The following is a 26,067-nucleotide window of genomic DNA, read 5'->3' as shown; positions in this document are numbered from 1 at the left end:
CTGACAGTTTCTGTCAGTAGTCATGATTCTGTTAATCAGAGACTAGTGATTTTTTGCCAGTTTTGTTGTTGCTGGCCTGCTGGTAGGCATCACATGTCCGCCACTCTTTTAGTAATTCTTGCTTTCTGCGTGGATAGCGATCTTTTGTCAGGGAAAGTGCTGAAATACGGTCTGTCCTGAAGTGTCGGAAATCCTGGCGCGCTTCACACCAACCTGCCAGCATGCGCACATGATCGAAATAGCCCAACGCCAGTGGCCAGATCGTTCGCTGCGTGGCATTGCCGTGCAAATCACAGTAGTCGATACGCAACTTGCTCTCACCCCGAATGGCCTGACGGATTATCGATAAGTCAACCACATCAGCTTCCGCCAATGAGGGAGTTCCCACTATCAGTGAACTGCTGTCCAGGGAGTGGCGCAGCTCTTGCGGAAGGACTGAGGAAATTTTGGCTAGCGCATTTTTTGCCGCACTGCCCAGGTGGGTGTCAGTTCGCTTAGCTACCCATCTCGATCCAAGCACCAGTGCTTCAATTTCCTCTGCTGTGAACATCAAGGGTGGCAACATGAATCCAGGGCGCAAGACATATCCCAACCCAGGCTCGCCCTCAATATTGGCACCTTGTGCCTGCAAAGTGGCGATATCCCGGTAAAGTGTTCGCAGACTGACCCCGAACTCATCGGCTAGGCTGGCCCCGGGGACAGGGAAGCGGTGGTGCCGCAAGGCTTGAAGTAGGGTAAACAATCTTTCCGTACGAGACATGAACACTTCTGCTAGGTGATCAGAATGCATCATGTTGCCATATCTGCTAAGGCACTAGGCATTCATTTCCGGGCGTAATAACGGCATTCCAGCCTGATCAGGCTGGGCTTCGGCCTTTACCGACATTCGGTCAGTGGGGCATTTCAGTCAGTAATGTGTCGCTCAGCGGCCCGTGGCCTGTAAGTCGGACCGAGCGACCTTGCTGAAAGTATTCATACAGGTCGCTCCGGGCCTTTCGACAGAGCATCTTAGCTAGCTAAGGCAGACCTGTTGCCCAGATCTACCACGCCTTTGGGAAATGCGTTATCCCTTATTTCAATGGCAAGTAGATATCCGTCACCAGCTCATTCTCCGGTGTTTCCGGCATCAAGTTCAAGTAATGGAAATAGAGAGGAAAGTCGCGTAATTCTTCGCCACTTTCGGGCAGCCAGTTCCGATACAAAGGGTAGATACTCTCAGCAATCCGGGTGTGGGAACCGTGATGCTGTACCCGGGCGCAACGGCCCCCGGGAATAGTCTTCAATATCACGCCCTGAGGGTTGGACGGAATCTCAGCTGTCACTTCGCCGCAGATGTCAAAACGGAATTGTGCGGGCTCGGTGGTGTCCGGGTTGTCGTAGGCGATACCGAAGGTGCGGCTGCTCTGTCTGGGAGAAAGGCTGCTTTCCTTACGCCAGGCAATGAATTGAGCAACCGAGTCGTTGACTCTCTGGGTAGGTCCGCGATGTTCTAGCACGGCGATAAAGGTAGTTTCAAAATTGACGATCTCAATCTGCATGGATTGATTCCTTTCTGGTAATCGGAACCGGTAGCGCTCGTGCCAGGACTCCCAGTTCGGTTGCTTCCTGAATTGGGAGGGTGACTGACCGAAAGTATTCCTGAAGGCACGGGTAAACGATTCCGGGTTCTCGAAGCCGGCCTCCAGAGCGATGTCGATGATCTTGGCGCCGCGGTCGAAGACGAGCTGCTGTGAAGCTCGTCGCAGTCGCAGAAGCAAGACGTATCGAGCTACGCTGGTGCCAATATAGTTGGCGAATTGCCGGTGGAAATGGAACTTGGAGAAGTTGGCGACTTGGCTAAGTCGTTCCACGGTCAGCGTTTCACTCAGGTGTGCCTCAATGTAGTCGAGTACCTTGCCTAATCGTGCCGCGTACGCCGTTGTCCGAAGTTCGTTCATCTGTCTTCCTCTGTCCATGGGAGGCACTATGCGTGATACGACTCACAAAATCCTGACTACGATTGCTCAGTGTATTAACCACTCCCAGAATCCATCAGCCAACGGCGCCCCTCTGCAATGGTTAGTTCAACGTTTCCAAGCGGTGCGTGGGGCGGCCATTGCCTCGCGACGCAGCCGGGTACCCAAGTTCGTCCCTAGCGATCCTTCGCATGCCAGATAAAAGATGGCTGTTTTCATTTAGGATGCATCCATAAAAGTATCTAGTAAACGAGGGGCGATTCAGTACTGCTCCACGATCAATGTCAAAGCAACATCTTCGAATTAGAGATGTTCCAAGCAAAACATCAGGCGGCCACCCAAGATAGGCCGTTTTTGAACCACGCCTAACACTCCGTTCCCGCAGGCGGCGCATGCCATCAGCCGTCGCACAAGAAAAATGCAAGAGTGACTGGAATCGTACATTTTTAATTATTTTTAATCATTTTCATCTTTTAACTACATATATAGTAGTTACTTCCATAGCGAATTCTTTGCGCCATATCGAATCTACACCAAAAAGGAATTTGCATAATGACCTCTAACGAAAGAGGGGTTTGGCTTAGCGCTGCGCGTCATGTGAAAGGAAAATATTTTATTGACGCATTCCAGGTCAAACAATGGATCAAGGACTTAGTGGTTTCGCTGGTCGGCTTGACCATGTTAGATACGGAAACGGAACAGCAAATGAAAGCCTGCAAATTCTTATCGTATTCTGCGCATTTTGTTTTCGCCGTCTCGTCAATCTACGGCTCCTGCAATCAGCGATGTGTTTTGTAGTCAAATCCAACTGGAGAAGTAATATGTCCGTCAATCTCGTCATCAGCTTTAATGTAAAAGAAGAAAAGCTGCAATCGTTCAAGGACATCATGAACGACGTGAAGATCAATCTGCCGAAGTTGGACGGTTGCCAAGCGATCAGGATCCTCAACCACTTGGAGAATCCACTCGCGTTCACGCTAGTGGAAACCTGGGATTCTCGTGAAATGCACGGCATCCACGTCGACAAGATGATCTCGAGCGGACAGTGGGGCGTCATCGTCGAGCATCTGAGCAGTGCGCCGGTCAGCGGCTACTTCAGCGAAGTTTGATGCCGTAACTAACGTCGCGGCAGGGCGCGTGCGGTGGGTCCAGCCGCGCCTCCGGTGCCATCTCGGCGCATACACGCGCTATTTGCTGCTATGTATTTTCTGCTATTTTCTGGATATCCTCTTCCGTCCCGAGAGTCCTACACGCTTGGGCAGCAGCATGTTGCGCTGCTGGATACCGACCTGTCCAAATGGGTCGGCCAATTTGTTGAGAAACCATAGCAATGACACTCGAAGTAGTACCGGCGGCGCTTTATTCGATGCGCAACGTAAAGCCTATCCTCGCTGATGGCAGCTCGTCCATCCTCCATAAAACGCTTGAAACGAGCCTGGAAAACAAGGCGATCTATATCGCCACGCCGTTGATCGTCTACATCAAGCAGGGCACGCAGATTATTCGCGACTATGACGCCATGGCCAATGTCGTCGACGAGAATCATTTGATTTTCCTGTCCAAAGGCGTTTACACGGTATCGGACTACGTCACTGGCAGCGATATCTTCGAGGCGGTGCTGCTGTTTTTCGACGACAAGCTGATCGCCAAATACCTGTCGCGCGCGGCCGGCACAGGCAATTCGCATACGGACGGCCTGCAGAAAAACGTGCACGGCACTTATACCCTGCACGCCAATGAGCAGATTCAGCGCTATATTGATTCGCTGAGTTATGTCTACAAGGGCGCGGAGGGCTCCGACGCGCTGCTGGAATTGAAACTGCTCGAACTACTGCACCTGATCGCCATCCAGGACAAGTCCTTCGGTTTCCTGCGCGAGCTGTCCTGCGGCGGCAGCCGCAAACGCCGGCCCATCACCGACTTCATGGAGCAGTACTATTCGCACAAGCTGAAGATTGAAGATTATGCCCTGCTGACGGGACGCAGTGTGTCGACCTTTATCCGCGACTTCAAGCGCAGCTACAACACCACCCCGAACCGCTGGATCATCGAAAAAAAAGTCGACATCGCACATCAGCTGTTAACGGCTAAAAATTATTCTGTCACCGACGCGGCTGCGGAGGTGGGATATGAAAATACCTCCCACTTCATCAAGGTCTACAAGCAACGGTACGGTGTCACGCCGAAGAAAGCCAAGACCTTCGCAGCAGAACTGTAGCGCGACAAGGCCCAAACCGTGCCGGTACATAGCAGTATGCTTCAGTGCCTGCTTTATGGTGAAGCTGTCGAGTGGTTACTCCTAGCCGCCTGCGGCCTCCTGGCGGCGCCCAGGCAGATCTTCGGCCAAAGCGGACGATCACAAGCATGGGTGACTATGTCCGCTTCTGCTTTTGAAGCAGCCAAGAAGTATCTAGGAAAGTGGAGCGATTCACTCGGCCTCTAATAGGTGGACTGATCGTAACGCTTTGATTGGAAGCACTCGGAGAAGCAAAGGCAAAGAATGAGACAGTTTCTGTGACGGTCTCCCGAAGCTCGCGATGAGGGAGCACCCCTTCCCCCGCTTGGGAGTTCCAGGTCGTCTCGTTGTTCTTCTCACCTAGTTAGCCCTCAAAAGCAATTACTGCTCACTCGATGTGGGCAGCAAGCTTTGCAGCCCTTGCTTCTGGAGTCCTCTGGGCGCCCTCGTGTAGATACTGCACGAGCTGAATGGACAGTCCAAAGTGGACTGTACCGGCTTCTGTAGACATTCCTGCCAGATAGTCCAGCAGCATTTGCGTAATATCTGCACGCTAGGGGTAACTTGCACCAACCGGCTCTACCCGAAGCGACAACCCACTAATCTCCCTGTAGAACAACCGGCTTAATTGCTCCACCCCAGACTCGGCGCCATCACGCGTATACAGTGCCAACTGTACCGGCGGCAAGTCCGGCAAGTGCTCATGGCGCAGAACCTGTACCCCTGCTGGTAACGTGCCCGCAAGTAGGGCACTGATGCCAAGCCCTGCCTGCAATGCCACCTGCACCGCCTGCAGATTAGCGCTCTCGAATACGCAACGCCATGCCACCCCGGCCTGCTGCAAACTGGCAAGTGAAATATCACGCCACAGACACGGTGCCGCAAATAGCACCAGCGGTAACGTAGAGGTCGTCAGATCGAGAGTTGTCAGGCCAGCCCACAGCAAAGGGCAGGAGACCTGCCACCGTGGCGTCAATCCCAGCGGCCAGGCAGGGTCCGCGATGATCAGATCGAGCTCGCCGACAGCGAGTAATTCACCTAGCCGGGTGGTTGACGCCACCGTGATGCTCAGCTGCCAACGAGGATGAGCTGCAATGAAATCGCTCAGCACTGTCACCAGTCGCGCCCCAACGACATCTTCGATCAAGCCGATGTGATAGCACCTATCCTCATCCTGCTCACCCGCCCCGCAACCGGGGACCAATTCGTCGGTCAGTGCCAGGATACGTTCGGCGTATGGCAACAACGCTGCCCCGGCCATGGTTGGCACTATGCCACGTGGCGAACGCAGCAGCAGCGTCTGACCGACATGCTCTTCCAATTTGCGGATCTGCTGGCTCAGCGCCGGCTGTGTACGTGCGAGTCCACTGGCGGCCCGGTTAATGCTGCCAGCACGTAGCACTGTCACAAAAGCACGTAGCAACCCCGTATCGAGATCAGTGGCCATAATAAAATCTTATAACTAGTCTAATGTAATACAGTCTACCTATAACCTGTCCATTGAGCCACAATCGACCACCCCTTACTCTAGGACGTCATCATGTATTTCATAACAATTCTAGTAGCGGTGGCTGGCTCGGTAACTTATCACCTGTCACTCAAGCACCTGCCCGCCACGCTCAACCCGTTCTTTTCACTTGTGGTCATTTATGCCTTCGCTTTGTTGATTAGCCTGGCGGGCATGGTGCTCTATCCAACCGGTAGCCGTAGTCTGAGTCAGCTCAACTGGAGCGTCCTCGGCGCGTCCCTTGGCATCATTGGCATTGAGGTGGGCTTCCTACTCGCCTACCGCGCTGGCTGGAGCATGGGTTACACCGCCTTGAGCACTAATGTGCTGACCACCTTGATGCTCCTACCACTTGGCTATCTGCTGTACCGAGAGCAACCTACAGTGGAGCGACTTGGCGGTCTGTTGCTCTGTTCAGGCGGACTGTGGCTGTTGTTACGCCGCTGAGCATCGCACTAACTCTTCAAGACCTGCCTTTGTGAAAGGCTAAATGCATAGCACTGAATCAATGGTATGGACTCCTCCCTCCTGATACGGCATCAACGTGCCAGACTGGAAGTGTCAACAAACCAGTCAACAGAAACGAGGAGTCCACCATGAAGATTATGCGCATCGGCATGATCGCGGGCATTCAATACCTCAATTCCTGGAAAATCAATTCGGCAAGAAAATCGCAAGGTGGTCTTGTGGACTGTGCACTGCGCGCCAGGACCATTTCCAGCTCAGCCAGGCGGGGCAAGCCCTCAGCTACGCCCAGCTGAATCAAATGGGCAGGAACACCGCAACGTGCCAGCGGAGCAATAGCCAGACCGGCATCGACCATACTCACCAGACCTTGAATGCTGGGGCTTTCGTACGACATGCGATAGGGGATGCTGGCCCTCTGCAGCGCCTTGATGGCGTTGGCGCGGGCAACGCTGCCTTCAGCAAACACAGCAATGGGCAGAGGGCGCTCCTTCCATATTAGTCGGCTTGCTGCCGACCCAGCCCATACCATGGGTTCCAAACGTATGAACTCCCCTGGGCAGCCTTTGGTTCTGGTGATGCACGCTAGGTCGAGAGTGTTGTCTTTGATTTGCAGCGCCAACTCATGGCTGGGCCGGCCGACTACCTGAATCTCGACTCTGGGGTAAGTGACCGAGAACTTCCTCAATACCGGTGGCAGCAGGGAGGAGGCATAGTCGTCCGGCATGCCTATGCGCACGCGGCCCCTGATTTCCGGACGGACCATCTCGGCCCATGCTTCATCGCGCAATGCCAGCATCTGGCGGGCATATCCCAGCAGGGTATGGCCATCTGGCGTTAGCACCAGATTGCGGGTGTTTCGAATGAACAAGGGCTTCCCCAGTGCGGCTTCCAGCGCCTTGATCTGCATACTGAGTGCGGATGGCGAGCGGTGTACCTGCTCGGCACCGGCAATGAAGCTGCCACTATCTGCCACGGCTACCAGCATGGCGAGTACGTCCAAATCGAGTTTTTTCATTTAATCAGTAAATCTGAGCAATCAGTTAAGTTTAATTTGTTTTACTGAATCGCGTTAGCATCGAATACTGATTGCCATTGAGCAAGTTCGATGCGCTACGGCTGGCCTTGCGACGGATGGGTGCCAGAACTTTTACGGATATTCGCGAAAAACGGATGGGAGCGATCAAGATGCAAGAAGCTGCTGCGCTTTATGGATTTCTGACGGTTGGCACCATGATGGCCATCACACCAGGCCCCAATATGCTCTATGTGATTTCTCGCTCCATTGCGCAAGGACGGAGGGCTGGGCTGATTTCGCTTAGTGGCGTGCTCGTTGGCTATCTGTTCTATATGTTTGGCGCGGCATTTGGTATCACCGCTTTCTTCCAAACGCTGCCCGATGCTGCCCGCGCCCTGAGTGCAGGGGGTGCGGCATATCTGGCCTACCTTGGCTGGCATGTCATCCGACCGGGTGGTCAGTCGCCCTTACAGATTCGCGGACAGTTACCGCAGGAGCGTCCAAGCAAGCTGTTTGTAATGGGCGCCAGCACCAGCCTGCTCAATCCCAAATTGGCGATGATTTTCCTGACCCTACTACCGCAATTCATCGACCACCAGCGTGGCCATGTCCTGCAGCAATCCCTGTTGTTGGGTTCCTTGCTGATTGTGGTGTTTGCCTTGGTCAATGGCAGTGTGGCGTTATTTTCCGGCAGAATCGCGCAGTTTCTGTCTTGTCGCCCAGGTTGGCTACTCGTGCAGCGTTTGCTGATGGGGGGAACCCTGCTTGCCCTCAGCGGGGAAATGGCACTGCAGGCTTGGCGCTGAATCCACACCGTGCAACACCATCACGACGCCGCACACGGCATCAAGGACAAGTATTGATTTGGCTGTACTTGCCAGAGGGCTGTGCCTCGAATACATAGCGACCTTGAGAGTTTTTGTGCTGGCCAATACAGATACTTATCATGCAGGCGACATGGTTCGCGGTCTAAGGGACGGAAAGCAGATCTTCGGCTTCGAAGCAAAGGTAATGGCAGATAGGTGGCTCTGAGGGGTCGCTCGGGGCAGATGGTGCGGCAGGCCGCTTTGGCCGACCACTTGCCAATCACTTGAGTGCTCCGGCAGGACGTCGGCCTAAGCGGCCGCAAGTTACTCACGATAGTCACGACAGCAAAGTGTCGGTAAGCAGCCTTAACTCGCTCTCAGCTAACATGGGTACCGAGCACTATTCGGCAGCCAACCGGTAGCCCACCCCGGTTTCAGTCAACAGCCAGCGCGGCTGCGAGGCATTGTCTTCCACCTTCTGCCGCAGGTGGGTCATGTAGATGCGCAGGTAATGGGTGTGCTCGACATAAGCCGGCCCCCACACTTCGTTCAACAGCTGGCGATGGGTAAGCACCTTGCCGCGGTGGGCGATCAGCGTGGCCAGCAGCCGATACTCCAGCTTGGTCAGGTGCAGTGGTTCGCCGTTGCGGCTGACACTGCGGTTGGCCAAATCCACTTCCACCACGCCGAGGCGCACCTTGCTGTCACCGGCATGTTCGCGCCCGGCATGGCGACGCAGCTGCGCGCGCACCCTGGCCTGCAGTTCGCCGATGCTGAAGGGTTTGGTCAGGTAGTCGTCGGCGCCGGCATCCAGCGCCTGGATCTTGTCGGCATCCCCTACCCGCGCCGACAGCACGATCACCGGCACACCGGCCCAGCCGCGCAGATCCTTCAGCAGGTTGATGCCATTGCCGTCCGGCAGGCCCAGATCGAGGATCAACAAGTCCGGCTGACGGGTACCGGCTTTGATCAGCCCGCGCGCCATGGTCTCCGCCTCTGCCACCTCTAGGCCCTCCTCCTCCAGCGCGGCGCGCACGAAGCGGCGAATGGCGGCATCGTCCTCAACGATCAATACAGTGGCGGTGTGGCCCAATTCAGTTCTCCGCAGACAAATCCAGTGACGGCTGCGCCACCACCGGCAGCGCCAGCGTGAAGCAGGCACCGCCGCGCGGCAGGTTCTCGGCACTCAGTCGCGCCTCGTGCGCGTCGGCAATGGTACGGCATATCGCTAATCCAAGCCCCACCCCACTGACATTGGACTCGCTGTCGCCACGGCTGAAGGCGCGGAACAGCCAAGCGGTATCGCCCGGTGGCAACCCCACGCCCTGGTCGGCTACTCGTAGCACGATGCTGCCGTGCTCCTCTGCACCGCTGATGTGTATCTCGCTGCCGCCGCGGCTGTACTTGGCGGCGTTTTCCAGCAGGTTGGCCAACAACCGCTCCAGCAGCACCGGGTCGCCATAGATCAGCGGGCAGGCCGGGTCGATGTCGGTGTGCAGTACATGTTCGTCCAGTGCACCGCTCAGCGCGGCGATAGCGCCTCCCACCAGCTCCTCCACCGGCAACCAGTCTTTCTTCAGCGTAATGCTACCGGCCTGCAGCTGCGCCATTTCCAGCAGATTGGTCACCAGTCGCGCGATGCGCTGTCCCTGCTGCTGCAGCAGCAACACGTCGGCGGTGAACGGCGAACCGGCACGCTGCAGCTTGCGCGCCAGCGTCTCGGCATTACCGGTGAGGCCGGTGAGCGGCGTGCGCAGGTCGTGCGACAGTGCGGCCAACAGTGAATGGCGCATACGCTCGGCCTCCATGCTCAGCAGCGTCTGCTGTGCTACGTCGATGTAGTGCAGCCGCTCCAGCGTCTGCGCCGCCAGCGCCGCCACCGCCTCGCATAGCCGGCGGGTGGCGAAGTCGGCTAGCTGCTCCGGCTGCGGTAGCGACAGCACCAGCACGCCGCGGGTACGCATCGGCGCCTTCAGCGGCAGGTACAGCAGCGGCGAGGTGGGCAGGGTGGCGGTACCCTGCCCGGCGGCCTCGCCGTGGTCGAAGCACCAGCGCACGATGGCGCTGTCCACCTCCGGCAGTCCCTGCTGCTGCGGTTGCAGGTTGTCATCCTCGCCCAGCGGCCGCCACAGACTGATGCGCGCACCCAAGCCACTGTGCAGATAGCGCGCGGTCACCTCGCCCACCTGCTCCTCGATCAGTACCTGGCCCAGTTCGCGCGCCAGCTCGAACAGGGTGCGGGTGTGTGCTTCGCGCTGCTGTGCCATGTCGGCGCTCTGGCGCTGGCGCGCCACCAGCTGGCCGGCCACCAGGCCGACGATCAGCATCACCGCGAAGGTGATCAGGTACTGCACGTCGGATACCGCGAAGGTAAGGTACGGTGGCACCAGGAAGAAATCGAACAGCCCCACCGCCAGCACTGCCGCCAGCGCAGCCGGTGCACGGCCGTAACGCACCGCGCTCCACAGCACCGCCAGCAGGTAGAGCATCACCTGGTTGGTGGGCTCCAAGAGGCCGCGCAACGGCAGCGCTACTGCGGTAACGCCAGCACACAGCAGCACGGTCTGCCACCAGCCATTGGCGCCCAACTCAAAGCCACTGCCACGCGCGCCCCGGTCCTGTTGTGGTGTCGCGGCCAGCAACAACACGTGCAACTCCGGCGCTTGCTGCGCCAGCGCAGTCAGCCGCCGCGATGAATGGGTTTGACTGCGCAGCGCCAGCAGCGACAGGTTGTGGCGCCGCGCGTAGTCGGCCAGTAAGCGCGCATTGTCGCGGCCTGACTGTACCAGGGTGACGGCGCCCTGCTCGGCGGCCAGCTTCAGCGCGGCCTGCACGCGGGCGTGTGCCGCGTCATGCTGGCGGCCATCATCCAGCCACACCGCATGCCACGGCGCTTCCAGCGCCCGCGCCAGCCGCGCGCACTGGCGGATGGCATCTTCACTGCCGCTATCGTCCAGCAACAGCAGCAGGCCGAAATTGCTGCCGGACACCGGCATGCGGCCCTGGATCGCCCGCTGCGCGCGCATCTGGCTGTCCACCCGGTCCGCCAGGCGCCGCAGCGCCAGCTCGCGCAGCGCGATCAGATTGCCCTTGCGGAAGAAGTTGGCCGCGGCGCGCTGCGCCACCTCCGGCAGGTAGACCTTGCCTGCGGCCAACCTTTGCAGCAGGTCGTCCGGCGGCAGATCCACCAGTCGCACCTCGTCGGCATGGTCGAACACGTGATCCGGCACCGTCTCGCTCACCGCCACGCCGGCGACACGGCTGACCACGTCGTTGAGGCTGTCCAGGTGCTGCACGTTCATCGCGCTGTACACGTCGATGCCGGCGGACAGCAGCTCTTCCACGTCCTGCCAGCGCTTGGGGTGGCGGCAGCCAGGGGCATTGCTGTGCGGTAGCTCGTCCACCACCAGCACCGCCGGCCGCCGTGCCAGGGCCGCGTCCAGATCGAAGGCATCCAGCTCGCGGTCACGATGCTCACGCTTCAGTCGTGGCAGCTGCTCTAAACCGGCCAGCATCGCCATGGTCTCGGCGCGGCCGTGGGTATCCACCCAGCCCACCACCACGTCCAGCCCGGCGGCACGTTTCTCCTGCGCCTCGGCCAGCATGGCGTAGGTCTTGCCCACGCCGGGGGCGGCGCCGAAGAACAGCTTGAGCCGGCCACGCGCCGGTGGCAGCGAGGCCAGCAGCGCGTCGGGGTCGGGGCGGAGATCGTCGTCGGTCATGGTGTGCTTGTCGTTTACGGGTTGGCCGCAGCTGCGGCAACAGCCCGCGAGCCGCGTCAAAGGCGGGCCGCGGGCCGGTCATTGTGTCGAACTAATTCAGCGCGGCAGATCCATGTTCAGTCGCAGCACATTGACACGGGCATTATCGCCAAACCAGCCGTGCTCGGTATGGGCATCGATCAGTGCCCGCAGCTTGGCCTCACTCAGTTTGCGCTGCTGTGCCACGCGCGGCAGCTGGTACAGCGCCGCCGCCAGACTGATATGTGGATCCAGCCCGCTGCCGGAAGCGGTGACCAGATCCTGCGGGATAGCACCTGCCGGAACCGGGCCGGCGGCTTTCAGCACAGCGATGCGCTCTGCCACCACTTTGCGCAGCGCCGGGTTGGATGGCCCCAGGTTGCTGCCGCCGGAGCCGGCGCCGTTGTAGGCGCTGCCGCCGGTGGCGGACGGTCGGCCCCAGAATTCACCGGCCTTGTGGAAATCCTGGCCGATCAGCGCCGAGCCCAGCACTTTGCCATCCCTGACGATCAGCGAACCGTTGGCCGCATGCGGCATCAACACCTGCGCCACGCCGGTCACCGCCAGCGGGTAGGCGATGCCCAGCAGCAGGCTCAGCCCCAGCAGCAACCGTGCCGCCGGCCCCCACAGCCCGGCCTTGTCGCGGCCTTTGGCTTGTTCGATTGCGATATGCATGATCTTGCTCCTTCAAGTGGCGGGCCGCCATCGGCGGCCCACCGTATGGTTTACACCAGGCCCAGCGCCACCAGCAGCAGGTCGATCAGCTTGATACCGGCAAACGGCAGCAGCAGGCCGCCCAGGCCGTAGATCAGCAGGTTGCGCTTGAGCAGCACGTCGGCGCCCAGCGCGCGGTAGCGCACGCCCTTCAGCGCCAGCGGGATCAGCGCCACAATGATCAGCGCATTGAAGATCACCGCCGACAGCAGTGCCGAGGCCGGGCTGGCCAGCTGCATCACGTTGAGCAGCCCCAGTTGCGGATAGGTGGCGGCAAACGCGGCCGGGATGATGGCGAAGTACTTGGCCACGTCGTTAGCCAGGCTGAAGGTGGTCAGCGCGCCGCGTGTCATCAGCATCTGCTTGCCGATTTCCACCACCTCGATCAGCTTGGTGGGGCTGGAATCCAGGTCCACCATATTGGCCGCCTCGCGTGCCGCCTGGGTGCCGCTGTTCATCGCCACCGCCACGTCGGCCTGCGCCAGCGCCGGGGCATCATTGGTGCCGTCGCCGGTCATGGCCACCAGCTGGCCGCGCGCCTGGTAGTCGCGGATCATCGCCAGCTTGTTCTCCGGCGTGGCCTCGGCCAGGAAGTCGTCCACCCCGGCTTCGGCGGCGATGGCGGCGGCGGTGAGGCGGTTGTCACCGGTGATCATCACCGTCTTGATGCCCATCTGCCGCAGCTGGGCGAAGCGCTCGCGGATGCCCGGCTTCACCACGTCCTTCAGTTCCACCACGCCCAGCACCCGCGCGCCCTCGGCCACCACCAGCGGCGTGCTGCCACGGCTGGCCACCTTGTCAGATGCGGCAATCACCGCGTCCTCCACCTTGCCGCCCAACGCTTCCACGTGGCGGCGGATGGCATCCACCGCGCCCTTGCGGATCTGTCGCCCCGCCATGTTGACACCGGACATGCGCGACTGCGCGGTGAACGGCACGAAGCTGGCATCCACCGGGGGTAGCCCCTGATGCAGCCAGGCCAACATCTGGTCGCCCTGGGTGTGTCCGCTCTTGTCTGCGGTTTGCTGCTTTGCCAGCAGCACAATGCTCTTGCCTTCCGGCGTCTCGTCGGCCAGCGAGGACAGCCACGCGGCTTCCGCCAGTTGGGTCTGGCTAATGCCGGGCGCCGGCAGTAGGGTCGATGCCTGACGGTTACCGAAGGTGATGGTGCCGGTCTTGTCCAGCAGCAGCACATCCACGTCGCCGGCGGCTTCCACGGCACGGCCGGAGGTGGCAATGACGTTGGCCGCCATCAGCCGGCTCATGCCGGCTACGCCGATGGCGGACAGCAGGCCGCCGATGGTGGTGGGGATCAGGCACACCAGCAGCGCCAGCAGCACCGGCAACGAGGTGATCTGGCCGCTGCCGGCGCTGTTCACGCTGTATGCCGAAAACGGCAGCAGGGTGACGGTTACCAGCAGGAAGATCAGCGTCAGCGCCAGCAGCAGGATGGTGAGCGCGATCTCGTTGGGTGTCTTGCGGCGCCTGGCGCCTTCCACCATGGCGATCATGCGGTCGATGAAGGTTTCGCCGGGGTTGACGGTGGCGCGCACCACGATCCAGTCCGACAGCACGCGGGTGCCGCCGGTTACCGAGCTGAAGTCGCCGCCGGATTCGCGGATCACCGGAGCGGATTCGCCGGTAATGGCCGACTCATCCACCGAGGCGATGCCTTCGATCACCTCGCCATCGCAGGGCACCACGTCGCCCTGCTGCACCAGCACCACATCGTCCTTGCGCAGGTCGGTGGATTCCACCAGCGCGAACTTGGCGCCATGGCGCTGCGGTGCGGCCAGCTTCTTGGCCCAGGTGGACTGGCGCAGCCCTTTCAGGCTGGCTGCCTGCGCCTTGCTGCGGCCTTCGGCCAGTGCCTCGGCAAAGTTGGCGAACAGCACGGTGAACCACAGCCACACCGCGATGCTGCCGGTAAGCCAGGCCGGGGCATCGCCCTTGCCCAGCAGGGCGATCACCCACAGCACGCTGCACAGCAGGCTGCCCAGGTACACCACGAACATCACCGGGTTTTTCAGTTGCTCGCGCACGCCCAGTTTGCGCACGCTGTCCCACAGCGCCGGCCGCAGCAGTTGCGGGTCGAGCAGCGGCAGGGCCATTTTCTTGTGACGCATGTTGACTCTCCTAATGGGACCAGATGGTCAGATGCTCGACCACCGGCCCCAGCGCCAGCGATGGCAGATAGGTCAGCGCGCCCACCAGCAACACGCTGCCCACCAGCAGGCCAACGAACAGCGCACCGTGGGTGGGCATGCTGCCGGCGGTTTGCGGCAGGGTTTTCTTGGCAGCCAGCGAACCTGCCAGCGCCAGCACCGGCACGATGATGGCGAAGCGTCCGAACCACATCGCCACCGCCAGCATGGCGTTGTAGAACGGTGTGTTGGCGGACAGGCCGGCAAAGGCGCTGCCGTTGTTGTTGGCCGCAGACGAGAACGCGTACAGCACTTCGGAGAAGCCGTGCGCGCCTGGGTTGGCCATGCCGGCCACACCCGGCGCCACCACCACCGCCACCGCGGTGCCCAGCAGCACCAGCAGCGGTGTGACCAGTATCGCCAGCGCCACCATCTTCATGTCGAAGGCTTCGATCTTCTTGCCCAGGTATTCCGGCGTGCGGCCAACCATCAGGCCGGCAATGAACACTGCCAGCACGGCGAAGATCAGCATGCCGTACAGGCCGGAGCCCACGCCGCCAAACACCACCTCGCCCAGCTGCATCAGCCACATCGGCACCATGCCGCCCAGTGCGGTAAAGGAATCGTGCATGGCATTCACCGCGCCACAGCTGGCTGCGGTGGTGATGGCGGCGAACAGCGCGCTGCCGGAGACACCAAAGCGCACTTCCTTGCCTTCCAGGCTGCCGGCGGCGTTATCCACCCCCAGCGAGGACAGCAGCGGGTTGCCCTGCAGTTCGAAGTGCGCCACGGCATAAGCCGCAGCCACAAACAGCACGCTCATCGCCAGGTAGATGGCCCAGCCCTGGCGGCGGTCGCCCACCAGGCGGCCGAACACATGGGTCAGACCGGCCGGGATCAGGAAGATGGCCAGCATCTGCAGCAGGTTGGACAGATCGCTCGGGTTCTCGAACGGATGCGCCGAGTTGGCATTGAAGAAGCCGCCACCATTGGTGCCCAGCATCTTGATGGCTTCCTGCGACGCCACCGGTCCCATGGCCAGTGTCTGCGCCTGGCCGGACAGGCCGGTGAAGCTGAGATAACCGGACAGGTTCTGCAGCACACCCTGGCTGATCAGCAGCAGCGCCAGCACGAAGGACAGCGGCAGCAGCAGGTAGACCGACACGCGCAGCACATCGGCCCAGAAATTGCCCAGCTCACTGCTTTCACGGCGCGCAAAGCCGCGCATCAGCACGAATGCCACCGCGATGCCGGTAGCAGCGGACAGGAAGTTGTGCACCGCCAGACCCAGCATCTGGGTGAGGAAGCTCATGGTGCTTTCGCCGGCATAGCCCTGCCAGTTGGTGTTGGTGATGAAACTCACCGCGGTATTGAATGCCGAACCGGCCTCCACCGCCCCCATCTGCTGCGGGTTGAACGGCAGCACGCCCTGCAAGCGCTGCAGCGCATACAGCGTCACCACGCCCAGCAGGCTGAACACCAGTACTGCCAGCGCATACTCGCGCCAGCTCATGCCACGCCCATCAATGCCGAACAGCTTGAGCAGGCGTGCATCCAGCGCCTGCCAGCGCGATGGCATACTGCCGGCGGCCAGCGGTGCCATCCAGGCGCCCATCGGCCGCGCGCTCAGGGTAAGCAGCAGCATGAACAGCGCCAGCAACAAGGAAAAAGAAGTCATCTCAGATGTCCTCCGCATTCAAGAGCGCGTACACCAGCCACGCGCCCAGGCCCAGCGCCATGGCGCCGGACAACCACATCATCAGGCTCATGGCGCCCCCCTGTGCAACAAAGCGTCGTAGGCGACGGTCAGGCCGTGTGCTGCCAGATACAGCAGCCCCGCCCCCGCCAGCCAGATAAGGTCTTGCATGACAATCCTCCGATACGAAATTGGCACTTGGACTTTATGAGACAGGGCGATAAAAAGTTGCTAATTGTTCCGGGAGGGATGTTAAGAAAATATAAAAATGAGAGCGGCCGCGATCTTGGCCAATTTTGATGTCTTGTTAATACCGTGCTGCCGTTTTTTTAGTCGGCGTTGATGCCCGGCTCCCTAGACTGCAAGCAGGAATAGACAAGGAGCACGACATGGACACCCTCGGCTCGGCGAATTTCCGCCATCATCACCCTTTGCAACCGGGCCACTGGCTGCAATGCTTGCGGCGCTACTGGCGACACGAGTGCCGCTGTTGGCGCCGGGTCAGCTACTGGCTACGGCGCTTCAACAGTCGCAATGCAACTAACCTGCGCTGTTACGCCTTCCGCCCCTGCCCGCCTGACAGCCTGCATCACTCACGCGACGGGTGAGCGGGTCTGGATCTCCGTGCAGCCCAGTTTTCGTCTATTGAAATTCGATCCCGGAGGCAGCTAGATGGCAGGTATGTGACTCTGAGCGGATGCTCGGGTCGGATAATGTGGAGGTCTGCTTTGGCCGACGACCAGTACTTCCCCTCAGATATCCTTTAGCCAAGGCGAACTAGTTGAACAGCACAAATTGAGCCCTCAGACCTCGATGCCTTCCTGCCCAATAGTCAAACCATGTAGCCTCATCTGCTCGACCAACGGCCGACAAGACGGCGGTAGCGATGCAGCGGCATCAACATGGTGCCGTGCGTCACGCCAGATCAGGTTACTGCCATAATCGCCGACGCACGACGGCAGCAGTCATCATCCAGAGAGTGCACCCATACAAACGGCTGGTGAGCCGCCCCCACCGGAGTCAGCCCACCCATGGCGCTCAGGAAACCGACTAAGCCCCTGCTTTCGGCACCCCAATGACTTGCAGCACCTCGCCAACCTCCCCCATCCGCTTGATCAATCGGTAATACACCTCGCTACCCGATCGGTTCGCCAAACCCCGTGCCACCTCCTCATCTACCCCCTCGGCCAGCTGATACCAACAGTCAAAATCGTGGCAAGTGCCCTTCCCCTCAGTGATCACCACGCGCCAGTACATGCTGATCCACTCGCCTCGCCCACCTCCGTATCGCAATGCCGTGCCATCAAACACGAACAGCACCTTCAGGTACTGGGCTCCATCCTCATCCCATGCATTCGTCCAGATCGCCCCCAAGCAGCAAGCAAAGACGCCATCACCCTGCCGAATATGCGAGCGCAAACACGTGAGGTAGCCATGAGCAGCCTCGGCTGTCACCCCCGCCGGCAATATCAGATCCATGTCGATCAGCGTCAGTCGGGGGGTATGATGATTTAGCACCTGGATATAGCGGATTGCCGCTTCTTCCGATGAACTCCAGAATGCCTGCCCAGTAAAGGCGGTTGCGCCTACGTCCATGATGTCTTCCCTAATGTGTGGTCATGTCTCATGGGATGGTGCAACGACGTAAAAAAAGCCACGGGCGTACCCGTGGCCACCCACCGCTTCCCTTACTAGCGACGGCTACACCCAAAGCCATGTCGACCATTGCCGTACTGCTTCGTATCCGCCTTGCATAGGTAGCTAGCGCGCAGGAAGAAGGCATCGATAGAAGCCTGATCATCACGATGCAGCTCGTATACAGGGTTGTCCGGTATGTGTACCAACCCTGCCGCCTCACGCTCCGTCATCTTCAATGCACTTGCCCATGCAGACACCAGGCGGTTGTACATGTTGTCGCGCCCAAGCTCAAAGCGCCCCAATGACCTATAGGCATCCCTATTGAGCAGGATCGCTACATGCCAGTGTGGATTTACTGAGTCGTTCTGCTCAGAGGCCCAGACGTAGCGCACCACAGTGTCATGAGCGGTAGCACGCTGACTTTTCGCTTGCTGCCGATTGTGCGCAATCTTAGCTTTCAGCGACTCGATAAACCGCGTAATAGCTTTACTCGTATAGATTTTGCTATCTAGGTCAGACACATCTGGAAAATGAAGATCAAAGCGCAAACCAAAGGCACGTGGATTCTCACTAACAGTGGCGTCGGTTACCCCATGGAGAGAATTCAGATATTCTTTAACAAACGGGCCTTTATCTTTCATGATAGGCCTACCATTGTAGGTTTGCCCCTCGTGGAGATGCAGGCTTGAGTTAAGCGGATGGCGTTTCATGATTGACCCCTTAGTGAGACACATAAAGTCAACCAGTGATGTAATTTTTTACTGTCGTTTCTTGAACATTGGCATGGGGATAAACCCCTGCCATGTTTACCCTACCGTAAAATACTGAGAGGGCTCAGCGGCCCTCTCTTATCTACTAGTGACAATATGCCCAGCACTCTTACGGTGCTGTGCTTATCTCTCTTCTCTCTATCTGCATCTCCTAGTATTTTTCTTGATAATTAATTCATATCTGTTAGCTAATAAATTACCATAACCAATAAAACATTAATATTACTATATACCGAAACAGTAGTCAGTAAATTTTCGCCCTACACACGGCAAAAAATAGCACACACCCCCAATAAACACGACTACTCAGTACTCTGATAAAAAGCCATGACCATCACTGGCCATGGCTTCTCTGAATTATTCACTCACACCATCACGTTCACACACTTTACTGACTATCCAAGCCTGCACTTCTGCATCCAGCCAACCCACGCTACGACCGCCTAGAGAAACAGGCTTTGGAAACAAATCCAGCGAAATGTATTTGTAGATCGTTGAGCGTGCCAAGCCTGTGGTTTCCATTACGTTCTTGAGTCGAATGATTTTCATGATTGCACCATGCTGCAGTTAGTCCAAAGCATGGGGCTACACAGTAAAAATTTCCGAAATTACTACTCGTAGTCAGCGTTCCTGCATCCGTGAACACTTACCATGAATTTCATTGCTGCTTAGCCAGGCAGCAGCCACCACATCAAAGAATGAGAAGGCGATAGCATTTTACTTAAGTGGCCACTACCCGCTGTACACGTAAACTGGTAACTTATCAACTAAGTCAAAGCTTAGAAATTTCCTAAGGAAACATTTCCTAAGGAAATCCACACATCATTTTATATGCTATATATTTTCCCATTGTCATAAATATATCGAGCACAACATGCGAAATTTAAATAGCTTTAATGCAAAACTTAATCATCACCTCACAGATATAAGATTTTTGTATTTATTATGGATGATATTGAATAAAAAGAATTTATTAGAAGAAATCGATTATCGTTTCTTTGACAAACAATCCATAAGAACTAAAGCAATTATGCTAAGCGATGTCATGCTAGAGAATTTAATCAATAACATGATAGATTCCAATGCAATGCACATTTTTCATCGGCCAGACAACAGGAAATATCAATTTATTCGAAAGAAATTAACTAAACACCATGACAACAAAGAAACACAGACACCACCAGATGCACGGCAACAAGATATTTTATTTGCCATTTTTGATTCACTCCCAATACATCACGAAAACAAACTAGCTTTACTAGAATCCATAGAAACAGACTGGAACAAAAACACCACCCCGGACGAGCTCTTCAATTGGTACAAAGAAGATTTTCCATTAAAAAAGAAATTCACAATCAACAAAATAAAGCGTGATATAAAAACTGAAAACAACTTACCGGAATGCAATAATTTTATCGCCATTCGCAACGAATTTGATTTAATCGCCAAAGACTACAGAGACAGAATAACGCTAATCAATAATATAAAAAAAGCATACTCAATACAGCGTTCAAAACTGAAAAATCAGCAAGCCTTGCTAGATCAGGGAGTAAAATTGATAGGAGTGAACATAAAGATTCCAACAGAGCAACATGAAAAATTCGAACTAATAAAGAAAAAACTTAACAAAAATCAGCCTGAAGCGTTTTGCGAAATAATAGAATATTATTGGATAAACAATCCATCTGTAGATTTGGGGGATCTTTAACGATGGCCACAATACCCAAGTGCAAACGGGTTAATGCCTCCCGGCTTGCCGCGAGTCAATCATGGTATCCAGATGTTCAGCAAACACCTCAATCAGCATCTTGAATTTCAACACTGCACATGAAAGTGTATTCAGCCGATGCGCGATAGCATCCAGCTCCTCCTGACTGTGCACGGACAGGTCTGTCCCTTTAGGCAAATACTCCCGGATCAGACCGTTGGCGTTCTCGTTGCTATCCCGCAGCCACGAGCTATGCAGGTCAGCAAAGTAGACGCAGATACTGGTGCGCGCCGTCAACTCTTTGTGCCGGCTCATTTCCCGGCGCTGGGCGATGAGACAGGAGCAACGGTCACCGCGCTGGACAACCAATTTGGATGAGATTCCCTCGATTCGGTAGCTGTTTTTGCTACTCACATTCATTGGCAGGAGGGCAAAGAAAGTCAGCCCAAGCCTGCATCATTGATCGACGTTCATCCAGCAAATCGGTCCGGTGATAGGCAGCTTCGACCTGATTCTCAATGGTATGGGCAAGCGCCCTTTCCGCTAGGTCCTTGCGGTAGCCATTCTCGCTGGCCCAGTCACGGAAGCTAGAACGAAAACCATGTGCAGTGGCCGGGCGCCCCTCTACATCACTTGGGGCATTTTCACGGCGCAAGAAAGCAGTCAGGATCATGTCAGATGGGATCTTTCCCGTCGGACTGGGGAACACGATTTCATCATGTAACCCAACCTGCCCCTCCAAAATAGCAATAGCTTGTGCGCTTAATGGAACCCGGTGCTGGACACCGGCCTTCATCCTTTCTGCCGGGATGGTCCAAACCTTAAGAGAGAGGTCTATCTCTCGCCATGTGGCCGCACGGGCTTCACCAGATCGTGTTGCCGTCAGGATCAAGAACATCAGGAGAGGTCTTGTAGTTTCTCCTCGTGGGTAAGTCGCAAGGCTCGCCCCCCAGAAGCCAGGTGCCATCTTCCAGGACATGGCAGGATGGTGTTGCACAGCTTGTTTTTGAATTGGAAGTAACTTGGTAACGACGTCCAATGGATTGCCAGAAACAAAGTCATGTGCCCACGTCCATCCCATCACAGCGTGGCAGCGCTGTTTAACACGCGAGGCGGTTTCCTTTTTCTCCAACCAAATTGGGCGCAGAACGTCAGCAAAATGACTGGGCTTCAAGTCGTTAACAAAGACGTCACCGACAATGGGAAACACATACATTTCCAAGCTATTTATCCAGTCAAAACCGTGCTTTGTGTTGCGCCAACCAGGTAGGAGCTCTGAATGGAGCAGGCGAGCAGCTTCGGCAAATGTAGGCACCTTTGCATTGATGCAAGCGGCAAGCTTGGCTTGTTCAAGTGGATCTTTACCTTGGGCAAGCAACTCACGGACGTCGAGTCCCTTTTGCGTCACCTCTGCAATAGATGTGCCCGGATAGCTGCCAAGCCCTATGGCACGACGCTTACCAGTGGTCGGGCTGATATAGCGTAACTTCCATTGACCATGCCCTACCGTCTTGAGTGGATGAAGGGCCAGGCCAACTACCCCGCCATGCGGGAATGCTGCGTCAGTCGGTTTGAGGGCTTTTGCTTTACGGTCAGTAATGAGTGCCATTGTGAAATCTGGTAGCCATCATGGTAGCCATTTATAGATGGCTTCAAGCGTACACCGGTAGATTTTCATAGACAATAAAACCCATAACACAATGTAAAATAAGGAGAAAAATAGAACACCATAGACAACAATAGACATACCAATGGTGGACGCCGCCTCCACCAGACGCCAAGCAACGGCAGACAACACAAGACAGTCGCAAACAAGCAGTAGCGCGGCTCTAAAGGTTGTCTGCCGTTTTTCTTTGTTGCTTCAGATTGTCTCCTGCTGTGTTCTGATTCTCCCATTTTTCACCCAAGTTTCTACCGCCGTTGGGAATCCACTTGCCGTAGTGGCGAATGATCATTTCGATTGTTTCGTGACCCATCTGCTTTGCCAGCCACCACAGGTTGCATCCATTGCTCACATGGTGGGAGGCAAAGGTATGGCGAACTTGATATGGATTGCGGTACCTGACGCCGGCTTTCTTGAGCAGGTAAGTCCATGAGGTGCGCCTGATCTGCTGATCTGTTTCCCATGGCGCTCCAGTCTTCGGGTTCCAGAACACGCGATCACCAGCAAGGAAGGTCAGCTCCTTCTGTTGGCGCAGCGCATCAAGGGCATCTCTGCTCAACTCGACATCCCGCATACCAGTACTACCTTGGCCGTGCCGAGGGCGATCTGGCGCCGCCGGAGATCGATGGGCGCTCATCGGTGGTAAGCACCGACGTGGCAGACACCATCGAATGGATGCTGCCCAGCCTGCTGAAGATCTTCAACCTTTGCATGGTCAGCACCGGCACATCGCCCAACATCGCCACGCCTGGCACTGCCGCGTTGGCCGCAGCCGATGGCAAGGCGTAACTACCGGACTTGCGCAGAGATGGCAGCACCTCGTGCGTCACCCATCGCTTGAAGCGCTTCGCTTCTGGCTTTCGGCTTTTGAGGATGGCCGAGAACAGGCCGGATTCGTTGATGATCCTGACCTCACGGCACTGCTCTACACCGTTGTCAGACCTGACACTCAGAATGTGAGTATCAGCCTCATCATCGTCAAGGGAGCGAACCATGTTGGCTGCATCGCGGTAATCCAGCGCGACAGCAACGTCGGACGCAACAAACCACACCTCACCATCAAGGCTGAGCGTGCGGACATCGAAAGAATCAAAAGAGAAAACAGTTGGTGCGGACGCACCGAGGGTATGGGTTTGAGCAGCCATGATGGCCTCCGTGTAGGGCGGTTCCAACCTGCCGCCCCCGCGGCCAAGCAAGGGTGGCAGACCAAGGTGGGGTTGGCCGACCGGCTACACGAAACCGGCACACCCGAAGGTGTCCCCACCCGGCCCGCCATTGACTGCGCGCACGAGTGATGCAAAACAAAAAGCCGCAATGGCGGCCTTTGTCTGCCGTGTAAGTCACCGGGCGGCCAAGCCCGTTCACGCTATTGAACGTGATATGTGAATGTTAGGAGCGTGCCCCCTTACTGTCAACAAAGGGGGCGCACAATGTACCCACCCTTGCGCCCAGGGCACAAACCGTGCAGATCGCATGTACAGAGGTTGAATTGCATCAAGCCCAATGACAAGGCAATATGACAACATACGAACTCTTTAAATGTGACGACACTGGGTCGGCACAACAATGAACACGCAAGCACAAGGAACATCATGGACGCAATCGCGGAAAGCCAGCACATGGATCAACAGGAAGGTCAAGGCGTCGAAACAGATGCTTCCAATGAAGCAGATAACGTCAAAGTAATTACGATTCTGAATGCCATTGCTGGCGAGCTTCTTGATAAAGAGGCCACAAAGTTAGACAAATTCACTAGCAGAATTGGGGAGCCGTGGCCCACGAAAAATAATGAAGAAGTATTTTCTTTTGTAAATAAAATAGAAAAGAAATTCATCAGAAAAAGCAAGCTACATGGCTCTGTTTCTGAAAACAGTCAAATGGGCGATATTCTTAGTGATTATGTATCAAACATTTCTAGCGATGGAGGTGTTGACCAAGACTGCTTCATGACTTTTGTTAAAGATACAATCAACAATCTGGTTACACACGCAAACGATAAGCAGAGCGGAACACTAAAAGGCGGCTCAATAATATTTCTGCACTATCGCATCACCGGAGACACTGAGGATTCAGGGCGACTTCTTATTGTAATGGTTGACAAAAAAGGGGTTTTTGACTTTACCGAGGATTTGCTACCTAAAAAATTGGTCTCGATTGATACTGACGCACTTAGACAGGCCGCCTCTTTTGATTTGAATCTTTTTGCGACAGTATTTCATACGCAGCCAACAAAAACAGGCGACTCCAATAAAGATGAATCCTACCTCATGTTTATTGATGGAAAATCAAGCAGCGACTTCTTCAAGAACGCATTGGGTTGCGCTGACCTGATTAGCGACCAGACCTGTCTGCTTGAAGCAGAAAAAGCTGTTAATGGTTATGCCGATGCGCTCGATGCTTCGCCTCCGCAAAAAGCAAACCTCATCAGAGCGTTTGAAATTCTCGTAGAAGAAAAAGTTAAAAATAAAAAACCTATCACACTAGATGAAATTCAGATAATTCTCGAACGCGCAGAGCCAGAGTTAGTTGAGAAATCCTCCGGATTAAAATTCACCGACTTCGCAAATGAGAACGAATACAAGATAAACAAAACATTCTCAGTAAATATTTACAACGAAAAGCAAATTAAGAATTTTTTCCTAAATGATACAAGTGAAAAAAAATATTGGTGCCGCGTAAAAAGGGATTCAATTGGATCAATCGATTCCAAAAAACCTGTTAAAATAAGTCCAGACAAAAAATATTTAATGATCCCGATTGGCGACGACCTATCGGATGAACAAATCGAACTTCTTATTTCTTAAAATGGACAAACAATCTGCAAAACATTTTATTGTCACTGCGCTAAAAGACTGCGAGACAAGCTGCAATAACGGATATCTTGCAGTAAAAATGCTGGCTGATAATCATAGCAATTTCTGCAACGCCCTGCGTATCATCGGGTACGCAGGAGAGGAGCCCAAGCTACACAGTGACCAGAAATTATACTTTGAATACAACGGGGAGGAAGCATGGCCTAACGGAGTGTTTTTCTACGAGAACCTACAAAAATACTGGTCAGAGGCAACGGGGAAAGCGTACCCTTCAATTTCACACGAATTTTATCTGATAAGCGAAAAAATATACTCAACCGACAGTCTAGGCGACCCATTAATTCGTACAATGTTCTCTTTGGCAAAAATAAACAGCATACTAACAGTCGCCAAAGATTTTCATCTGCCAAGTGGCAATGAATATGCCTTTTTCGTTAATGCCGAGCATGGAATTCAAAAATTTGAAATATGCACATCACTGAAATATTCAGAGCTCGCACAAATCAATCCATTGCCTCTTGATGTCGAAAATATTTCAAATTTATATGAAAAAATCACAAACCCAGATGCACATTCAAGCGAACGAAGAGAAGTAATTCGTGCAGTCCTGGCAGAGCTGCATAAAATTTGTCAAGGCAAACTTGACCCAAAGCTAATTCTACAACATTCAGGATTTATAAGTAAAAACTTTACTGCCCGTTTTGATTTATATGTACACAAATTTTCAACCAGTCGACTAATAAATGAGATTGACTCTAAAACTCTAGAATATATAAGCAAAGTCAATGAATACATCTCGGACAGCCAAGGAAAAGTACTCGTAGTACCAGGAGCAATAATTGCAACTGCAGCCCTGGTAAAAGACAGCGGAATGTGGGTTGCATTTCTAGTCTGCATTGGATCTTGGCTTGCTCATGATTTCGTTCATGCCGCCAACGACATCCACTTGAAATCACTTGAAATATTAAAAAAACAAGTCAACGAAAACCTTAGCAGCTATATGGAACTATCTACTGACGTAGAAATAAGGGAACATGCAGGGAACGCAACAGCACAAGTAAACGAGCTGATTGCAGTAAGCGAAGGTCGAATAAAAAAAATCAACACTGGGGCGTTAATTATGGTTATTATAAGCATAACCTTCGGCTTGTGCCGCATAATTTTTGCAGACCAATTCCAATAAAAAACATATCA

General features: G+C 55.4%; 25 protein-coding genes and 1 pseudogene. 9 read left to right on the top strand and 17 right to left on the bottom strand.

The window, feature by feature from the left end:
- Positions 1–31 precede the first annotated feature (31 nt).
- Together ABNW52_RS16600 and ABNW52_RS16595 are read right to left on the bottom strand one after the other, a co-directional pair.
- A complete protein-coding gene (locus ABNW52_RS16600; protein WP_349590227.1) occupies positions 32–793 on the bottom strand; it encodes a helix-turn-helix transcriptional regulator in 762 nt (253 codons plus the stop codon).
- A 277-nt stretch (positions 794–1,070) separates the two neighbouring features.
- The gene (locus tag ABNW52_RS16595; RefSeq protein ID WP_349590225.1) at positions 1,071–1,937 is read right to left on the bottom strand and encodes an AraC family transcriptional regulator; all 867 of its coding nucleotides are present in this window, start codon (positions 1,935–1,937) and stop codon (positions 1,071–1,073) included.
- A gap of 570 nt (positions 1,938–2,507) precedes the next feature.
- Between ABNW52_RS16595 and ABNW52_RS16590 the strand changes: the two genes are divergently transcribed.
- The 3 genes from ABNW52_RS16590 to ABNW52_RS16580 all read left to right on the top strand — a co-directional run bounded on the left by ABNW52_RS16590 (position 2,508) and on the right by ABNW52_RS16580 (position 4,173).
- The gene (locus ABNW52_RS16590) at positions 2,508–2,753 is read left to right on the top strand and encodes a hypothetical protein (protein WP_349590222.1); all 246 of its coding nucleotides are present in this window, start codon (positions 2,508–2,510) and stop codon (positions 2,751–2,753) included.
- A 23-nt stretch (positions 2,754–2,776) separates the two neighbouring features.
- Entirely contained in the window at positions 2,777–3,064 is a 288-nt protein-coding gene (locus ABNW52_RS16585; protein WP_349590220.1) for a putative quinol monooxygenase, read from the top strand.
- A 221-nt stretch (positions 3,065–3,285) separates the two neighbouring features.
- Entirely contained in the window at positions 3,286–4,173 is an 888-nt protein-coding gene (locus tag ABNW52_RS16580) for a helix-turn-helix domain-containing protein (RefSeq protein ID WP_349590217.1), read from the top strand.
- A gap of 571 nt (positions 4,174–4,744) precedes the next feature.
- Here ABNW52_RS16580 and ABNW52_RS16575 read toward each other — a convergent pair.
- Complete coding sequence (locus tag ABNW52_RS16575; protein ID WP_349590214.1) at positions 4,745–5,638, bottom strand: LysR family transcriptional regulator; 894 nt, start codon at positions 5,636–5,638, stop codon at positions 4,745–4,747.
- A 93-nt stretch (positions 5,639–5,731) separates the two neighbouring features.
- Here ABNW52_RS16575 and ABNW52_RS16570 point away from each other — a divergent pair, with 93 nt between their 5' ends.
- Positions 5,732–6,145: a hypothetical protein gene (locus ABNW52_RS16570; RefSeq protein ID WP_349590211.1), complete on the top strand. Its 414-nt coding sequence runs from the start codon at positions 5,732–5,734 to the stop codon at positions 6,143–6,145.
- A 184-nt stretch (positions 6,146–6,329) separates the two neighbouring features.
- Here ABNW52_RS16570 and ABNW52_RS16565 read toward each other — a convergent pair whose 3' ends face one another.
- Complete coding sequence (locus ABNW52_RS16565) at positions 6,330–7,181, bottom strand: LysR substrate-binding domain-containing protein (RefSeq protein WP_349590208.1); 852 nt, start codon at positions 7,179–7,181, stop codon at positions 6,330–6,332.
- A gap of 77 nt (positions 7,182–7,258) precedes the next feature.
- Here ABNW52_RS16565 and ABNW52_RS16560 point away from each other — a divergent pair, with 77 nt between their 5' ends.
- Entirely contained in the window at positions 7,259–7,987 is a 729-nt protein-coding gene (locus ABNW52_RS16560) for a LysE family translocator (protein ID WP_349590207.1), read from the top strand.
- 400 nt (positions 7,988–8,387) lie between these two features.
- On the opposite strand, the gene kdpE is transcribed toward ABNW52_RS16560, so the two are convergent.
- From kdpE to ABNW52_RS16515, 9 genes are all read right to left on the bottom strand, one after another.
- Complete coding sequence (gene kdpE, locus ABNW52_RS16555; protein ID WP_349590204.1) at positions 8,388–9,080, bottom strand: two-component system response regulator KdpE; 693 nt, start codon at positions 9,078–9,080, stop codon at positions 8,388–8,390.
- A 1-nt stretch (position 9,081) separates the two neighbouring features.
- A complete protein-coding gene (locus ABNW52_RS16550) occupies positions 9,082–11,709 on the bottom strand; it encodes a DUF4118 domain-containing protein (protein ID WP_349590202.1) in 2,628 nt (875 codons plus the stop codon).
- A gap of 96 nt (positions 11,710–11,805) precedes the next feature.
- Positions 11,806–12,402: a potassium-transporting ATPase subunit KdpC gene (kdpC, locus tag ABNW52_RS16545; RefSeq protein ID WP_349590200.1), complete on the bottom strand. Its 597-nt coding sequence runs from the start codon at positions 12,400–12,402 to the stop codon at positions 11,806–11,808.
- Between the two features lie 50 nt (positions 12,403–12,452).
- Positions 12,453–14,567, bottom strand: a complete 2,115-nt coding sequence (gene kdpB, locus ABNW52_RS16540; RefSeq protein WP_349590198.1) for a potassium-transporting ATPase subunit KdpB — start codon at positions 14,565–14,567, stop codon at positions 12,453–12,455.
- Between the two features lie 10 nt (positions 14,568–14,577).
- The gene (kdpA, locus tag ABNW52_RS16535; RefSeq protein WP_349590196.1) at positions 14,578–16,263 is read right to left on the bottom strand and encodes a potassium-transporting ATPase subunit KdpA; all 1,686 of its coding nucleotides are present in this window, start codon (positions 16,261–16,263) and stop codon (positions 14,578–14,580) included.
- A 1-nt stretch (position 16,264) separates the two neighbouring features.
- Entirely contained in the window at positions 16,265–16,354 is a 90-nt protein-coding gene (gene kdpF / locus ABNW52_RS16530) for a K(+)-transporting ATPase subunit F (protein WP_349590193.1), read from the bottom strand.
- A gap of 977 nt (positions 16,355–17,331) precedes the next feature.
- A complete protein-coding gene (locus ABNW52_RS16525; RefSeq protein WP_349590191.1) occupies positions 17,332–17,877 on the bottom strand; it encodes a hypothetical protein in 546 nt (181 codons plus the stop codon).
- 95 nt (positions 17,878–17,972) lie between these two features.
- The gene (locus tag ABNW52_RS16520) at positions 17,973–18,629 is read right to left on the bottom strand and encodes an inovirus Gp2 family protein (protein WP_349590189.1); all 657 of its coding nucleotides are present in this window, start codon (positions 18,627–18,629) and stop codon (positions 17,973–17,975) included.
- A gap of 417 nt (positions 18,630–19,046) precedes the next feature.
- Positions 19,047–19,238: an AlpA family transcriptional regulator gene (locus tag ABNW52_RS16515; protein WP_349590187.1), complete on the bottom strand. Its 192-nt coding sequence runs from the start codon at positions 19,236–19,238 to the stop codon at positions 19,047–19,049.
- A gap of 325 nt (positions 19,239–19,563) precedes the next feature.
- Here ABNW52_RS16515 and ABNW52_RS16510 point away from each other — a divergent pair, with 325 nt between their 5' ends.
- Entirely contained in the window at positions 19,564–20,397 is an 834-nt protein-coding gene (locus ABNW52_RS16510; protein WP_349590185.1) for a hypothetical protein, read from the top strand.
- A 30-nt stretch (positions 20,398–20,427) separates the two neighbouring features.
- Here ABNW52_RS16510 and ABNW52_RS16505 read toward each other — a convergent pair whose 3' ends face one another.
- The 3 genes from ABNW52_RS16505 to ABNW52_RS16495 all read right to left on the bottom strand — a co-directional run bounded on the left by ABNW52_RS16505 (position 20,428) and on the right by ABNW52_RS16495 (position 22,634).
- Entirely contained in the window at positions 20,428–20,811 is a 384-nt protein-coding gene (locus ABNW52_RS16505) for an IS30 family transposase (RefSeq protein WP_465270730.1), read from the bottom strand.
- On the bottom strand, positions 20,804–22,006 hold the full coding sequence (locus ABNW52_RS16500; RefSeq protein WP_349590182.1) for a tyrosine-type recombinase/integrase: 1,203 nt from the start codon (positions 22,004–22,006) through the stop codon (positions 20,804–20,806). The genes ABNW52_RS16505 and ABNW52_RS16500 overlap by 8 nt, the downstream gene beginning before the upstream one ends.
- A 220-nt stretch (positions 22,007–22,226) precedes the next feature.
- On the bottom strand, positions 22,227–22,634 hold the full coding sequence (locus tag ABNW52_RS16495) for a tyrosine-type recombinase/integrase (RefSeq protein ID WP_349590180.1): 408 nt from the start codon (positions 22,632–22,634) through the stop codon (positions 22,227–22,229).
- On the opposite strand from ABNW52_RS16495, the gene ABNW52_RS18635 reads away from it, so the two are divergent.
- Entirely contained in the window at positions 22,523–22,849 is a 327-nt protein-coding gene (locus ABNW52_RS18635; protein ID WP_465270731.1) for a portal protein, read from the top strand. The genes ABNW52_RS16495 and ABNW52_RS18635 overlap by 112 nt on opposite strands.
- Positions 22,850–22,881: 32 nt before the next feature.
- On the opposite strand, the pseudogene ABNW52_RS18630 reads toward ABNW52_RS18635, so the two are convergent.
- Positions 22,882–23,205, bottom strand: a pseudogene (locus ABNW52_RS18630) (BRO-N domain-containing protein); the annotation flags it as partial.
- Positions 23,206–23,652: 447 nt separating this feature from the next.
- On the opposite strand from ABNW52_RS18630, the gene ABNW52_RS16485 reads away from it, so the two are divergent.
- Together ABNW52_RS16485 and ABNW52_RS16480 are read left to right on the top strand one after the other, a co-directional pair.
- Complete coding sequence (locus ABNW52_RS16485) at positions 23,653–24,864, top strand: nucleoid-associated protein (RefSeq protein ID WP_349590175.1); 1,212 nt, start codon at positions 23,653–23,655, stop codon at positions 24,862–24,864.
- Positions 24,836–26,056, top strand: a complete 1,221-nt coding sequence (locus ABNW52_RS16480) for a hypothetical protein (protein WP_349590173.1) — start codon at positions 24,836–24,838, stop codon at positions 26,054–26,056. The genes ABNW52_RS16485 and ABNW52_RS16480 overlap by 29 nt, the downstream gene beginning before the upstream one ends.
- The last annotated feature ends 11 nt before the right edge of the window (positions 26,057–26,067 follow it).

The sequence above is a fragment of the Vogesella oryzagri genome (assembly GCF_040148885.1).
GTDB lineage: Bacteria > Pseudomonadota > Gammaproteobacteria > Burkholderiales > Chromobacteriaceae > Vogesella > Vogesella oryzagri.
This window is presented reverse-complemented; position numbering and strand designations above follow the sequence as displayed.

Coding starts and splice junctions, on each gene's coding strand:
- ABNW52_RS16565 (WP_349590208.1), bottom strand. CDS start 7,181: ATGAAAAAACTCGATTTGGACGTACTCGCCATGCTGGTAGCCGTGGCA.
- ABNW52_RS16595 (WP_349590225.1), bottom strand. CDS start 1,937: ATGAACGAACTTCGGACAACGGCGTACGCGGCACGATTAGGCAAGGTA.
- ABNW52_RS16480 (WP_349590173.1), top strand. CDS start 24,836: ATGAACAAATCGAACTTCTTATTTCTTAAAATGGACAAACAATCTGCA.
- ABNW52_RS18635 (WP_465270731.1), top strand. CDS start 22,523: ATGGCGCTCCAGTCTTCGGGTTCCAGAACACGCGATCACCAGCAAGGA.
- ABNW52_RS16500 (WP_349590182.1), bottom strand. CDS start 22,006: ATGGCACTCATTACTGACCGTAAAGCAAAAGCCCTCAAACCGACTGAC.
- ABNW52_RS16600 (WP_349590227.1), bottom strand. CDS start 793: ATGATGCATTCTGATCACCTAGCAGAAGTGTTCATGTCTCGTACGGAA.
- ABNW52_RS16570 (WP_349590211.1), top strand. CDS start 5,732: ATGTATTTCATAACAATTCTAGTAGCGGTGGCTGGCTCGGTAACTTAT.
- ABNW52_RS16525 (WP_349590191.1), bottom strand. CDS start 17,877: ATGGACGTAGGCGCAACCGCCTTTACTGGGCAGGCATTCTGGAGTTCA.
- kdpC (WP_349590200.1), bottom strand. CDS start 12,402: ATGCATATCGCAATCGAACAAGCCAAAGGCCGCGACAAGGCCGGGCTG.
- ABNW52_RS16580 (WP_349590217.1), top strand. CDS start 3,286: ATGACACTCGAAGTAGTACCGGCGGCGCTTTATTCGATGCGCAACGTA.
- kdpF (WP_349590193.1), bottom strand. CDS start 16,354: ATGAGCCTGATGATGTGGTTGTCCGGCGCCATGGCGCTGGGCCTGGGC.
- ABNW52_RS16585 (WP_349590220.1), top strand. CDS start 2,777: ATGTCCGTCAATCTCGTCATCAGCTTTAATGTAAAAGAAGAAAAGCTG.
- ABNW52_RS16485 (WP_349590175.1), top strand. CDS start 23,653: ATGGACGCAATCGCGGAAAGCCAGCACATGGATCAACAGGAAGGTCAA.
- kdpB (WP_349590198.1), bottom strand. CDS start 14,567: ATGCGTCACAAGAAAATGGCCCTGCCGCTGCTCGACCCGCAACTGCTG.
- ABNW52_RS16575 (WP_349590214.1), bottom strand. CDS start 5,638: ATGGCCACTGATCTCGATACGGGGTTGCTACGTGCTTTTGTGACAGTG.
- kdpA (WP_349590196.1), bottom strand. CDS start 16,263: ATGACTTCTTTTTCCTTGTTGCTGGCGCTGTTCATGCTGCTGCTTACC.
- ABNW52_RS16520 (WP_349590189.1), bottom strand. CDS start 18,629: ATGAAACGCCATCCGCTTAACTCAAGCCTGCATCTCCACGAGGGGCAA.
- ABNW52_RS16510 (WP_349590185.1), top strand. CDS start 19,564: ATGCGAAATTTAAATAGCTTTAATGCAAAACTTAATCATCACCTCACA.
- ABNW52_RS16550 (WP_349590202.1), bottom strand. CDS start 11,709: ATGACCGACGACGATCTCCGCCCCGACCCCGACGCGCTGCTGGCCTCG.
- ABNW52_RS16495 (WP_349590180.1), bottom strand. CDS start 22,634: ATGCGGGATGTCGAGTTGAGCAGAGATGCCCTTGATGCGCTGCGCCAA.
- ABNW52_RS16590 (WP_349590222.1), top strand. CDS start 2,508: ATGACCTCTAACGAAAGAGGGGTTTGGCTTAGCGCTGCGCGTCATGTG.
- ABNW52_RS16515 (WP_349590187.1), bottom strand. CDS start 19,238: ATGAAAATCATTCGACTCAAGAACGTAATGGAAACCACAGGCTTGGCA.